Origin of the sequence: Pseudomonas sp. BP6 (genome assembly GCF_017875935.1) — a bacterium.
Classification (GTDB): Bacteria; Pseudomonadota; Gammaproteobacteria; order Pseudomonadales; family Pseudomonadaceae; genus Aquipseudomonas; species Aquipseudomonas putida_Y.
The window spans coordinates 170,810-183,999 of record NZ_JAGINI010000001.1 but is presented as its reverse complement, the minus strand read 5'-3'; the positions used below and the strand labels follow the sequence as shown (position 1 = coordinate 183,999).

General features: G+C 58.4%; 10 protein-coding genes. All 10 read right to left on the bottom strand.

Features of this window, described 5'->3' with window-relative positions; translation table 11 throughout:
- Positions 1–20 precede the first annotated feature (20 nt).
- On the bottom strand, positions 21–2,570 hold the full coding sequence (locus tag J3A98_RS00840) for a hypothetical protein (RefSeq protein WP_209963344.1): 2,550 nt from the start codon (positions 2,568–2,570) through the stop codon (positions 21–23).
- Positions 2,563–4,209, bottom strand: coding sequence for a hypothetical protein (locus J3A98_RS00835; protein WP_209963342.1), 1,647 nt, complete (start codon positions 4,207–4,209; stop codon positions 2,563–2,565). The genes J3A98_RS00840 and J3A98_RS00835 overlap by 8 nt, the downstream gene beginning before the upstream one ends.
- A 111-nt stretch (positions 4,210–4,320) precedes the next feature.
- A complete protein-coding gene (locus J3A98_RS00830; RefSeq protein ID WP_209963340.1) occupies positions 4,321–5,271 on the bottom strand; it encodes a GIY-YIG nuclease family protein in 951 nt (316 codons plus the stop codon).
- On the bottom strand, positions 5,268–6,608 hold the full coding sequence (locus J3A98_RS00825; RefSeq protein ID WP_209963338.1) for a restriction endonuclease subunit S: 1,341 nt from the start codon (positions 6,606–6,608) through the stop codon (positions 5,268–5,270). Before J3A98_RS00825 ends, J3A98_RS00830 begins: the two co-directional genes overlap by 4 nt.
- Positions 6,605–8,569 carry a class I SAM-dependent DNA methyltransferase gene (locus J3A98_RS00820; RefSeq protein ID WP_209963336.1) on the bottom strand — a complete coding sequence of 655 codons (1,965 nt, stop codon included), beginning with the start codon at positions 8,567–8,569 and terminating at the stop codon, positions 6,605–6,607. The genes J3A98_RS00825 and J3A98_RS00820 overlap by 4 nt, the downstream gene beginning before the upstream one ends.
- A gap of 461 nt (positions 8,570–9,030) precedes the next feature.
- The gene (locus tag J3A98_RS00815; protein ID WP_209963333.1) at positions 9,031–10,038 is read right to left on the bottom strand and encodes an Ldh family oxidoreductase; all 1,008 of its coding nucleotides are present in this window, start codon (positions 10,036–10,038) and stop codon (positions 9,031–9,033) included.
- A 152-nt stretch (positions 10,039–10,190) separates the two neighbouring features.
- On the bottom strand, positions 10,191–11,024 hold the full coding sequence (locus J3A98_RS00810; protein ID WP_004576158.1) for a transporter substrate-binding domain-containing protein: 834 nt from the start codon (positions 11,022–11,024) through the stop codon (positions 10,191–10,193).
- A gap of 57 nt (positions 11,025–11,081) precedes the next feature.
- Positions 11,082–11,741: an amino acid ABC transporter permease gene (locus J3A98_RS00805; RefSeq protein WP_209963330.1), complete on the bottom strand. Its 660-nt coding sequence runs from the start codon at positions 11,739–11,741 to the stop codon at positions 11,082–11,084.
- Entirely contained in the window at positions 11,738–12,379 is a 642-nt protein-coding gene (locus J3A98_RS00800; protein ID WP_209963326.1) for an amino acid ABC transporter permease, read from the bottom strand. Before J3A98_RS00800 ends, J3A98_RS00805 begins: the two co-directional genes overlap by 4 nt.
- Positions 12,379–13,188 (bottom strand): amino acid ABC transporter ATP-binding protein, encoded by an 810-nt coding sequence (locus J3A98_RS00795; RefSeq protein ID WP_209963321.1) that lies wholly within the window; start codon positions 13,186–13,188, stop codon positions 12,379–12,381. The genes J3A98_RS00800 and J3A98_RS00795 overlap by 1 nt, the downstream gene beginning before the upstream one ends.
- Between the last annotated feature and the right edge of the window lie 2 nt (positions 13,189–13,190).

The window sequence follows — 13,190 nt, the reverse complement described above, 5'->3', positions numbered from 1 at the left end:
ACTGTTTGTCCCGATGCGGCTCAATTCGGGGCGTAACTTGCTGGCTGTGTCGGCATCAGTGCAACTACCCGGTCACGCTTAAACTTCCGTACGTCATCGAAATCCCAGAAGCCAACGTTGTTCTGATCAATCTCCACGATGACTCTCGGCTTATCGTCCAAACCAAAAATCCTGCAATATCCGCCGAGCTCCAACCCGTCGGTCTCCTTCTGCCCCTGCGACCACGATGAACCATAAGCCAGATGCAGGATTAGCCATTGCTCTGCCTGAATGGAGGCGCTCGGAGTTGGCTTGAGTGTTCGCTGAATGCTCTCGCGCAGCTCTGCACTCGCATCCTGGTCGGCAGCGATTGACGGCATCAACCTCAGGAACAACGCATTCGCCTGCAACCTCCGGAGTTTTTCATCCGTACCCCACATTAGGCTGATCCTGGCCGTCAATTCATCACCCAGGTCCCAAGCCAGCCAAATCAGCAAGGTAGTTAGCTGCATCGTCTCATCGGCATCGTCGTCGATCGACTTGTCGATCACTTCGAGGAGCCGCGCCCCCGAACCGAGTAAATACCTGATACTTTCATCGAGGAGATAACGACGATCTCGCTCTTCCACGAGATCCTGCCCGGTTGCTCGCCAGCGTTTCTGCTTGTCGAGATGGCGTAGCTCACGAATCAGAGCCAATACGGCAATCAACTGGATCGACGCACTGACTTTCCTTGACTCGTCCTGGCTGGCCAGCTTCAGTTGCTCGACCATTTTTCTACTCAATGACCTTGCCTTCCTGGCAACTGCCAAAGCGATTTCAGCGTCCCAGAACTGGGGCTTGTCGACTGGATCGCTCGTTTTATCGCCGCCATCGTCCTCCTGGCCAACCTGTTCCTCTTCGCTCCGCCCAGCCTGATCGACCTCAACACTCTGCACCTCGAGACCGTCGCTCAGGCGTCGCATGAGCACATCGATCAGGTAGGCCAAGTCACCGGACTTCAACACACGTTGCTTGCGCCTCCTCCGAGCCATGTCGCTCACACTAATCACCAACGATGGTGGTCCGTCCTCAACTGGAAGCGCATCTTTCTTATCCCGACACTCGCGGATTGCCATCTGGATCTCGTGATCGGACTGCTCCGCGAAGATCACCCTCTCAACGGTGGCGATGACCTTCGATATATCGGCCTCACTCGAGCCCAGCTCACTGAGTGCCGAACGAATCTGGTACTGCTTAGAGGACCGGGAGCTCGCCTCAAGGATCGAGGGGTGCAGAATCATCGCCCGGGCGATCGACCTGCCGTTCTGCTCCAATAGACAGGAACGAATGTTTGTCGCCTCAACATTGGTTCTGAACACGACCTCGTCGTCACGTATTTCCAGTGGGGCAAGCGTCTCCAACTTCTCCTGGTTCGGGCCAAGCATTACAGCTGCAGCCACCGACATCAGTTCGCCCCGATAACTGATTCGTATCAGGCCACTCCCCCCATCCGAAAATCCCGAAAGTAGTGGCAACGACGTCTGCTGCTCGATCTCGCTGGTCTTGTTGCGCTCTTGGATCGCAGCGAACTCCTCTGGCGCCAGCTCGGGCAACTCGAACAGGCTGAGCATTGAAGTGGCCTCAGCAGCACTTCGGGCGGCAGTGCCTACCTGAAGCACTATGGCCTCGACATTGACATTCACACCCCCCATCCAAGCGGGACGGCTGGGGTTCGCGCTACCACTGACAAACACATCGGGCGCAGCGCCATGCGTTTCAAAATAGAGCACCTTGGCATGCAGATAGCCGGCTCGATTAGCAACCTCTCGCGCATCCACATACCGAACGATTTCGCTATCAAAGTTGCCTGGATGATGGACCGAGTCGGGATCGATACCCACCACGATATCTGTAGCGGGCCAACGTGCCTTCAACTCCTTGAGCAGAGCCAGCTCCCGATCGAAGAACGCCCCCAGCACCGCAATCCTCCTGACCGGAGCTGTAATCCGCTCAGCAATTTGATCGATCAACGCCAGCCCTCTCGGACCTTGCGCCAAGACCGCAGGCGAGCCCATGTCTCCGGCCGTGGCAATCAAAGGGCTGATGGAACGGCCAATTGCCAGCGCCGACTCCAATAGAGGCTCAGGAGCCTTGCCGCGTTCCAGCTCGATCCACTCACGAAGCATCAGCCAAACAGCCTTGAGAACGGCGATACCCTCACCATCTTTGGAACCACCAACTTCGATCCAGTTGGTGATTTCGCGGTTGAAGCCAAGCCCCGAGAGCGTGAGATTGTGGCTGCCGACCAGAATCGTCGCCTTCTTTGCCCCCAGTAACAGACAGACCTTCGGGTGAAACGCGCCGCTGACGCCAATCGGTAGCAGCGTGTAGGCATGACCAGCCAGCCGAGGCCGGGTCGCCTGGCTTTCCCATGAGGCTGCACATTGGCCCCGATCCATCAGCACCACGTTATACCGACATCCGGCTGTTACCAGCTTGCGCAGCAAAACCTCCTCGTAGAAAGGCAGAGTCGCGTTGAAGGTGGTTATCAGCGAGGCCTCGTAACCTCCACGTTTGATCACGTCTAGGAGGGATACGTCGTCAGACACTAGCAACCTCCATCTGCGTCCGACCAGATGCAGTCAACCTGGTCATGTGGTTGTCATCACGCACCAGCATTCCAAGATCGCGAAGAATCTGCACCGCCTGTCGGAAACGAGGAGTGGTCTGGGAGGGCGGCGGGACCTGGTCACCCACCACTTCCAGGCCTCGCTCGGACGGTCGCAAATGAAAGGTTGAGCGGTTGGACTGTCGGAGCTTGCGCAGTGCCACTCGAAGATGGGTATCCAGACACCAAACGACCAGATCGGTAACCACATGCTCGAGAGACATCGCCATCCAGTCTGCACCACGGCTGCGGAAGCTGATGAGGTTGATTGGATAGTCCCTGAGTGCCTCATAAGTAATTGCCAGCCCTGAATATGGCTGCGCCCCTGAATCATCGCGAGCAACTAACATTGCCAGCAGGCTCAGGCTATTTGAAAGCAGCGGCGCAATATCCACGCCCGGCTGCCAGCCACCAATTAACTGCAAACCCAACTGAATCTCATGCGCGTCGTTTGTCCAGTCAGTAAGCGCCGGAGCGTTCGCCCTGCTGCTGGCAACCAGATCTGCAAAACTGCCCGCCCCCAGATTACTCAATACCCCGGCAACCGTTGCCGAGCTGGCAAACCAGTCAGCGAACATCTCGACGCTATGAAATACCCGCCGCTGCGCCGCCGATTGCGGTTGCAGTTCCTGCAGGCAGATGGCGAGGATCGTCTGGAAGGCAACCGACATGAGATCATTGCGCACATAGACAGCCCAGTGCGCCTGAGTGGATTGCAAGGCATCGGGAATTTCCCACGCAGCGCCATAGGGTAAAGTGGCGCTATAGACACAGGCTCGGAACACATCCTCGGTCAGATCCCATCCGTTAGGCAGGGCTTCCACCAGTTGCTGAATCAGACCCAGGCTTCGGCGTCGCTGAGTGCCTTCCTCTGAATAGCGGTTGCCTGTATCGAAGAAAATATCAGTGAGTTGCTGATGCTCGCGCTGGCTGCCAGCAACGTTGCAGGCACAGAAACCGCTCAGCCCGTCGAGCTCTTCGAGTGTCACCAAGTCGTTTTCTACAACCTGCCAGAACCGCTCACCAGGAACCGACGCATCGACACTCTGCGCCAGTGGCGCGCCATATTGGCTGCTATAAAAACTCCAGGAACGACCGGACGACTCCATCAGTTGCAGATCGGCCAGAGTGCCCGCGTAGTACTGCGAAAGACCACCTAGCCGATTCATGAAGTAGCGCTGTGGCGTTTCCTCGGTCGTCGCGTAGAGCGATAGCCGCAATGGTTCACCGGCTTTCAGACTGGCAAGTGAGGGAACCAGCTTGGTGCGACCGACCATAGCGACGCCGTGTCGCTCGTTATTGTGGTCGGTCCCCCGTGCGTGCTGCTCGGCAATCAGGGTGAATAGGCAGTCTGCACGCCTAAAACGCTCGACGAAGTGGTGGTAGTCATTCTTCGCATAACGCTGGTCATAGGACCATACCAACCAAGGATAGAGCGAGTAGTAGCGCGCCCGATCAGTGACATTCGTAATGCCAGGCAGAAGCTGGCCATAGATCATTACGCAGGGCGCCTGAGTGCCGAGGTGATCAATGCCGCCACTTGCATAGGGTGGTTTCAACCAGCTGGTGGTGAGTTTCATCGACGCCTAATCCCTTACCGCGACAAATCCAAAGACCGAAATTTACATTACCTGGCGTATCCACTGATGTTCTCGAAGCGCACCAGGATCAACCGCTGCGGCTGCTCGATCTTATTCACTGAGCAACTCATTTTCTGGCTTCACACCGATATCACTCAATTGACTGTCCTGCCAGGCGGCATAAGTTTCACCACTACCCTCTACCAGCCAAGAGATTCGACCACTGGCTGCACGACCATACACAACCGCTGCCGCGGCACTCGGGCTACTGAAGGCATAGTCGTCCTTGAACATTAGATACTCACTTCCGTCACTGATCATGACACCGTCACTCACCAGCTGCTGGTACAGGTTCCGGTAGTTGTGATCCGCAGTTCCTACCCACTGCGCTCGAGCTCGGGACCCTTTCAGTACAAAGAACTCACCATCAACCTCTTGCGCTTGCGCGCGCTCCTTGCTCTTTGGAAGCTGTAATGCAAAACGCGGCGACTGGCTAACCGGTTGCTCGACGGGTGCCATAACGAGCTTGGAGGGTTTGATCAGCTCGCGCAGGAAGTCGAAGCCCAGCACAGGTAGCACGATGCGAATTTGCTCGAGGAAGAAAGCCATATCAGCACGGTCCGACTCAGGCAAATTGGTGTAGCTATGTGCTGTGCCATTGCCTACTACGCAGCGACCGGCTTGACTGGCTATCTGAATAAGTTGGCTTTCCAGATACTTGGCATGAGCCTTGGTCAGGTTCTGGTCCTTGCTGGTAATCAGACACACACGCTCCCAGAAGTCCTTGCCACCCTGCTCTTGCGGACGGTTATGTTGTTTCAGACGCTGGGCCACATCATCAGACTCGCCGATATACACCCGGGTACGCAGGCTGTCGTCCGGGTCGGGCCCGACAAGAAAGTACACGCCGGTTCGCGCGCATTCGGGGCGCTGCACCAGTTCGGCCAATCTGGAGCGCGGCCCCGTCAGCACATGGCCGGTCCAGTTCATGATTTCGGCGGTGAGCAGACCGTTGGGTGTGCCGTCCACCAGAAACAGACGCAGGCTGCGGCCCTGGCTCATACCGCCTCCCGTAGATCGATCTGACCGGTGACGGCTGCGGTGATCAGGGCAGAGCGGCGTTCTTTTAGGAGTTCGATGCTGCGCTCGGTTTTATCAATGATAATCCTGAAACGACCAAGCTGGGCACTCAACGCACTTACGATACCTCGCTGCTCATCAACTGGTGGACAAGCAATTCGAATAGCCTCGATATCCGGCATGTAAATGGTCTTGTGGGTCGACCCCATCATCAAGCGATCAAAATCCGGTTTCATGCCCAGCAGTACGTAGTAGAGGTACTCGTTAAATAGCTCACTAGTACATGTCCACACTGCGAAGTCTTGGGAGGTTGCCATGTCGACCGCCATGATGCCCGGAAAGCCCACGGAGGCAGTTCGGGACAAGAATACGGAGCCCGCAGGCAACAAACGGGCTGATGAATTCTCCAGGCCTAGCTGACTCACCTTCTCAGAGGTCTCCGATACGTACTTTTGCTCACCGCTACGAACCTGCCAGACATCTGCGAGCGTGAACCACGGAACTGTGCAGTCAACCCAGTACTCCGGCTTTGAGCGACTGGGTGTATGGCCTGACTCCAACCGAGCTGTATGCCTTAATTGCAAAACATTCCAATGCTCTGGCACCTCTCCCAGCCACTTCACACCGGAGTCTTTCATACCCACATTAGGGTCAAGGCCCTTAGTGACGGCATTAATGATCAGCGCCTGGCGTTTTTCGCGCAGCAGTTCAATAAAACGGGTTTTCTTTTCAATCAGCGCGTCGATGCGGGCGGTTTCGCGGTCGAGATGGGCAGCAATTACCTGCTGCTCTTCTTGCGGAGGAACCGTCACAGCAAGATTACCGATAACACCCATGCCGATATTCTGCTGAGTTCCATAGCTCCAACTTAGCGCTACAGCTTCCTGAAAATTTCGCGAGCGCATGAAATTCAAAACAAAGTATGGGGCGGAGCGTTCACCACAGCGAATAACCGCAAGCGGAGACCAGATATTGAACTCATTATCTGTGTCGACTATTGCTGTCACGCCAGTGGTAGCACCTGATTTGATCATGAAAATGTCGCCTCGTTGAGGAAAGTACTTTTTCGAGTACCGCTCATGATCTTCACGGGAAATGAAGCCCCGAATTTTCTCGAAATTGATATTCCCCGCAGAAACCGCCTCAGCTGAAACGAATGGCACCCCTTCATCCAAAAACTCCGGAGTTTCATGGGGGCCATCTGTAATTGGCGCTGACACGATGTGCTTTATCGCCATTACTTGCCAATGCTCCGGCACCCTCCCCAACCACTCCAGTCCGGAGTCCTTGTAGGCCGGATAGGGCTTGTAGTGACTCATGCCGTCACCTCGCCCAGCAGAGCGGCGATCTCGGCCTCCACGGCCTTAAGATCGGCATCGATCTCGACCAGCGCTCGCGGCGGCTGGTAGACGTAGAAGTAGCGGTTGAAGTTGATCTCGTAGCCTACGATGCCAACCTGGCCGTCTTTCTCATCCCGCTTGCCGATGTCGATCCAGGCATCCGGCATATGGGGTAGCACTTCGCGCTCAAAATAGGCGTCGACGCTCTGGCTGAGCGGCACATTTTCGAACTCGCGCAGGTCGGAATCGGCCTGCACACTGCCCTTGTCGTCCAGAACCTGCTGAGCGTTGGCATCGCGCTCGCCAAAGTAGGTCAGCACCGCCTTGAGTGCACTCTTGCCCAGTTTCTTGATACCAGCGGACTTGAGGAGGGCCGGCAGGTTGTCGAACTCGCCCTGCACGCCGGCAAAGGCCTCGACCTGGTCGGCACCCTTGGTATCCCGGTAAGCGGCGAGTTTTTCCGGCGTGACCGAGAAGCGCAGGCGCAGCGGGCGCTCAACAGTGATACGTCGGTAGCCGAAGTGGATGGTGGAAAAGATCTTGGAGTTCGGGCCCTCCTCGAAGGCCTCATACAGCTTAGCGATCTCGGCGATCTGCTCATCCGACAGATACTTGCGCTTGCTGCCCAGGCTCTTGCGCATGGGAGTGTGCACAGCGCTGGCATCGATCAGCTGCACCTTGCCCTTGCGTAGCGCGTCTTTGTGATTGGACAGCACCCAGATATAGGTGCCGATGCCGGTGTTGTAGAACAGGTCGGTGGGCAGGGCGATGATCGCCTCCAGCCAGTCATTCTCCAGAATCCAGCGGCGAATCTCCGACTCGCCCGAACCAGCACCACCGTTGAACAGCGGCGAGCCGGACAGCACGATGCCGATGCGGCTGCCGCCCAGCTCAAGCGGTTTGCGCTTGGACAGCAGGTGCATGAGGAACAGCAGCGAACCATCGCCCACGCGCGGCAGGCCGGCGCCGAAGCGGCCGGCGAAGCCTTGCTGGCTGTGCTCGGTCTGCACCTGCTTCTGGACGTTCTCCCACTTCACGCCGAACGGCGGGTTGGCCAGGCAGTAGTCGAACTGCTCATGGGGTAGGTGATCGTCGGACAGGGTGTTGCCGAGCTTGATGTTACGGGTGTCGTAGCCCTGGATCAGCTTGTCCGCCACGGAGATGGCGTAGGTTTCCGGGTTCAGCTCCTGGGCGTAGGGCACCAGGCGGGCATTGGGGTTCCACTCGTAGACCTGCTCGATGGCCGAAGACAGAAAGCCGCCCGTGCCGGCGGCGCAGTCGTACACGGTGCGTACCACACCATCGCGGTTGAGTGCCTGATGATCCGGCGCAAACACCAGGGTGGTGGCCAGGCGCACCACATCGCGCGGGGTAAAGTACTGCCCGGCATCATCGTTGGATGACTCGGCAAACTTGCGGATCAGGTGCTCAAAGACGAGCCCCATTTCGTGATTGCTAATCTTGTCCGGGTGCAAATCGACTGCTGCAAACTTCTGCGAGATCAGGTACAGCAGGTTGGCTTTCTCCAGCTTCTCCAACCACCGGTCAAAGGCGAAATGCTCGAACACCTGGCGGGCGTTGGCGGAAAACTTGGCGATGTAGTCTTCCAGGTTGGCGCGGGTGCTGGTGGAGCCCACGCTGTCCAGGGAAAACTGCGAGACGTTGTAGAAGGTTGCGCCGGCCGTCGTCGGCAAGATCAGGTCCATGTCCACGCCACTGGCCTTCATCGCCTCATACTGGCTGCGTACCTTGCCGCGGGTGGGTTCCAGCACACATTCCAGACGACGCAGCACGGTGAACGGAAGGATGATGCGGCCGTACTCGGAGGGCTTGAAGGCTCCCAGAAGCAGATCTGCGATATTCCAGATGAAGGGGGCCAGGGTCTGCTGGTTCACGCGCACGTTCCTTACACAGAAGCAGGGAGGGCGTGCTCGCCGCATCCCTGTGAGGTATATGTGATCAATGCCACACCTTAACCGGTTGGATAGCTTCGAGCCAGTATCGACATACGGCTAAGGTGCTGATTTCATTCATCTCGGCCAGGAAACGCTCACGGCACGTTTGATTACGCTTAGAGACGTACTCCAAATCTGAAAAGCTCACCCGACTCACCGGGTGGCTAACTATTGAGAGTTAATGGAGGACAACTCGGCACCTACCGTCCTCTCCGCGTCATCAACGCGATCCTTGCGTTATTCCAAACGGTATTCCAAGTACATCTTCAAACAAGAAAATACCCTTTAAATCAACTTTATGGGTAAACGATTCAGCTCACCCCGGCCCATCAGCTACCGCGCACCTGCAGTCCGAACACGCCAACCTGCTAGGCATCAAAGACTCTTCCAACATAACCGCTGCGCTTAGCGTTTTCTGGCACGGCCGCCAGCAACAAAGTGCGTAACTATCCCACCCGCCCCCTAAACGCATCGTACGCCGCTAACGGCAAGCTGATCCCCTCACAGACCGCTCGAGCATAAGCTTGCTCTTTACCCTTCCCCGGCAAGTAAACCCCCAAGGCCTCAAGCCGAGCCATCAGCTCGCCCAACCTTGAAGCAAAGCACTCATCCAGCAACCTGGGAGCAATACCAATCACCAGCATCCCCGCCCCAGGGGATTCACTACCAGCACGAAAATCGCCTGCATCCAGCGACCAATTGGCCCCCGTCACCCCCGCCGCAAGCACCTCAACCATCAACGCAATATTAGCCCCACGACCGCCCCCAAACGCCAGCAACGTCCCATGCAATGCCTCCCGCGCGCTGCGCGTTTCATTGCCTTGTGCATCAACCGCCCAGCCTGCCGGTATCGCCTCCCCCGCTTCAGCGGCCCGCACCAGGTTTACGTAGGCCGTGGCGCTGCTGGCTTGGTCAATCGCCAGTAACCGCCCCGTGTCACTGGCGGCGGCAAATGCGATGGGGTTGGTGGAGTACAGCGGCCGGCTCTGGCCGGCCACGGTGAGCAGCGGTGAGCCATTGGTGAACGCCAACGCGACCAGCCCCTCCCGCGCCAGCCGACGGGTGTAATAGCCCAACTCGCCGCAGGTGAACGCGTTGAACTGCGCAAACAGGGCGATACCCAGTTGATGCGCATTGCGGCACAGCGCTGGGAAGGCGCGATCGAACCCCAGTTGCGCGATGCCTCGGGCGGCGTCGCAGCGGATCATGGCCGGCGCGACCTGGGTCACGATGGGCTCGGCAGCCGTGGCGATTCGGCCGGTGGCAAAGCCGCTGAGGTAGTCGGGCAAATGGCCGAAACCGAGTTCGTGTTGGCCATGGGCCTGGGCTGATACGGTGGCGTTGGCAAGCGCCGTGGCCACGGCGTAGCTGGTGCCGTGGGCCAGGCACAACTGCTGTGCGAAGGTGGTGGCATCGGTTAGCGACAGGCGCTTTTCGGGTTTGTCATCGTCCATGGGGGCTTCGGTGCTCTCGGGTTGAAGGTGTGCCGCAGCCAGCGAACCTGCAAGGGCGGTGTTAGCCGCGAATGAACGATAACGCGTCATTCCTGAAAGCTCGCGGTGCGTTCATTCGCGGCTAACGCCGCTCCTACGGGATTTGATTATCTTTACTGAATCATCCTGGGCTCACCCACTTTTGCAGCCTCGCGGTCCAGGCCAAACGAGGCGAGGATTTCTGCGATTTCGCCTGAGGCATGCAAGGCCTGGATGTTCTTGCCCAGCGCCTCGCCCAGGGCGGCGTTGGCCTTGGTGTACGGGAAGGCGCTCTGCCCGGGCTCAAGCGTGGCCTTGACCCGTTGATCGGGCTCGGACACCTTGATGCTCTTGCCGGGGTAGCCGCCCTTCTGCTGCGAAGACACGGCCACCGCGAAGCTGTCCGCGCCAACCTGGATGCGCCTGGACGCCAGGTCCTGGGCCATGGCCACGGGGTTCGGGTAGAGCACCAGGTTATCGCCAAAGGCTTTCTTCAAATCGTCCACCCACAGGTAGCCTTGCACGGTGCCGATACGCTTGCCATCCAGTTCGGAGATCTTGGTGTAACCCTCATCCGAAATGATGCCCATCACGTCCAGGTACAAGGGTGCCGACAAGCCCAACGCCTTGCTGCGCTCTGCCGTGCGATACCAATCACCGATGCCGACATCGGCGCGCTTTGCCACCACTGCCTGGACGACGGCTGCCGTGTCCACCACCATGGTTTTGACTTTCAGGCATTCGCGCTCAGCGATGCGCTTGATGATCTCGCCGTCCACGCCGCTCAACTGGTTGTTCGGCCCCGGTATCGAGTATGGCGGGAAGACATACGCCGCCACGGTCAGTACACCCGGGGTGATGGTTTCAAACTGGTTCGCGGGGGTGCATTCGGCCAAGGCGTACGGGGCGCCGGCCAAGGTCGAGCACAAGAACATCCAACGGGTAAAACGCTTGAATGAGCGAGTCATGACGTCACCTTTGCAATAAGAGAGCAGCAGCCGAAATCGGCGCGAGTGGATTTGTTGTTATGGCTGGCTGGGGGCCAGTCTTCTTTCCAGCGCTGCCACACCCAGGGTCGCCGGGGCGCAGACAGCGGCATACATCAAACCGGCCAGTATCAGCACCGGCATGTACTCGAACGTGGAAGAGCCAATGGAGGACGCCCGGCTGACAATTTCTGGCAGGGCGATGGTGAAACACAGCGACGAGGCCTGGAACATCATGATCGAGAACCCCAGCAGCGATGGCAGCGCCACCCGCAAGGCCTGAGGCAGGATCACAAAGCGCAGCGCGTCGAACCGGTTGAGGCCGATCACTTCTGCGGCCTCGGTTTGCCCTGCGGCCACCGACTCGATGCCACCGCGAATGATTTCACTGGTGTAGGCCGCCGTGCAGTACGCCATGGCCAGCGCAGCAGCCCAGAACGAGGTCAGGGTGAGGTTGACGCTGGGCAGGCCAAAGTAGAAGTACTGCAGCAGGATCAACGCCGGTGCGCCACGCCCCAGTTCCACCACCACCAGGGAGGGGTAACGCAACCAGCGGCTCGGCGCCGAAACGCCCAGTGCCAGCAACAGCCCCAGCACAACGCCCAGGCCCAGGCTCACCGCCGTGACCTGCATCGACAGCACAAAGCCCTTCCACAACTCCGGCAACCATTGCATCCACATCGTCAGCAGTTCGCTCATCGGGCAATCCTCTGTTTCAACGTGGCCGACAGCCAACGAGAGAACAAGGCCACTGGCACGCTGAGCACCAGGTACACCACCGCCGCCGCGCTGTAGACGCTCAGGCCCTGAAAGGTTTGCTGTGAAACCTGGTAAGCCTGAAAGCTGATTTCACCAACGCCAATCGTCGAGGCCACGGCCGAATCCTTGAGCAGGCCTATGGCGTAGGTGGCTGAGGTGGGAATGGCGATACGCACCAACTGCGGCAACACCACATCGAAAAACCGTTGCGACGCCGACAGGTTAAGCACATAGGCGGCTTCGAACTGGCCGGCGGGAATTGCCGCGAACGCACCGCGGTACACCTCGGACATGTGCGCCGCCGTGATCAGCCCCAAGCCAACCACCGCTGCGGTAAATGGCGACAAGCTGATATAGCCGCCACCGATGCCGAAGAAGATGAAAAACAGCCAGACTATCGGGGGGACTGAGCGCAGGGTCAGCACCAGCATGGCAGCCAGAATGCTCAGTACCTTGAACCTGGACATGCGCAGGGCACAGATGGGAAACCCCAGCACTACGCCGACGCAGAATGCGAGCACGGTAACGGCAATGGTCCAGGGTATGCCGTTCAACAGCATCATCAGGATGTCTTTCATCAGCGATTCCTCACTGCCTGAAGGAACTGGATCACCCGTTCATGCTCGGGCTCGCGCATCACTCGCTGGCTCGGCCCGTGTTCGATGATGCGCCCGTCAGCCATGACCACCACCCGGTCGGACACGGTTTCGGCGAAGTGCATCTCGTGAGTCACGACAATCATCGACATGCCTTCGCCGGCCAGCTCTTTCATCACCGCCAGCACCTCCAGGCCCAGCTCGGGGTCCAGCGCCGAGGTCGGCTCGTCGAACAGCATCAGCTCAGGGTCCAGTGCCAGGGCGCGGGCAATAGCGATCCGTTGCTGCTGGCCACCAGAGCAGCGCGCCGGATAATGCTGGGCCTTGTCAGCCAGCCCAACGCGTTCGAGCAGTTGCAAGGAGCGGGCGTCGGCTTCTTTGGCGCTGCGGCCCAAGGTGCGGATTTGCGCCAGGCTGACGTTGCGCAGCACCGTCAGGTGCGGGAACAGGTTGAACGACTGGAACACCATGCCAATGCGCCGGCGCAACTTCAGCAGCTCTGTACGGGGCAATGCCTTGCCAGCTTCAATGTGCACGCCATCCATGCTGACCCGCCCCTTGGTCGGCGGCTCCAGTTGGTTGATGCAGCGCAGCAAGGTACTTTTGCCCGACCCACTGGGGCCGATAATGGCCACCACCTCGCCCTTGTTCATTTCAAAACACACGTCGTGCAAGACGGGGTAAGGGCCAAACTGTTTATGAATGCCCTCCAGGCGCAAGAACGGTTCGGCGCTGGTCACCGAGCGCGGCGCCAAGGTGGGTGCGGTTTCGATCACGGTCATACTGCTCATGG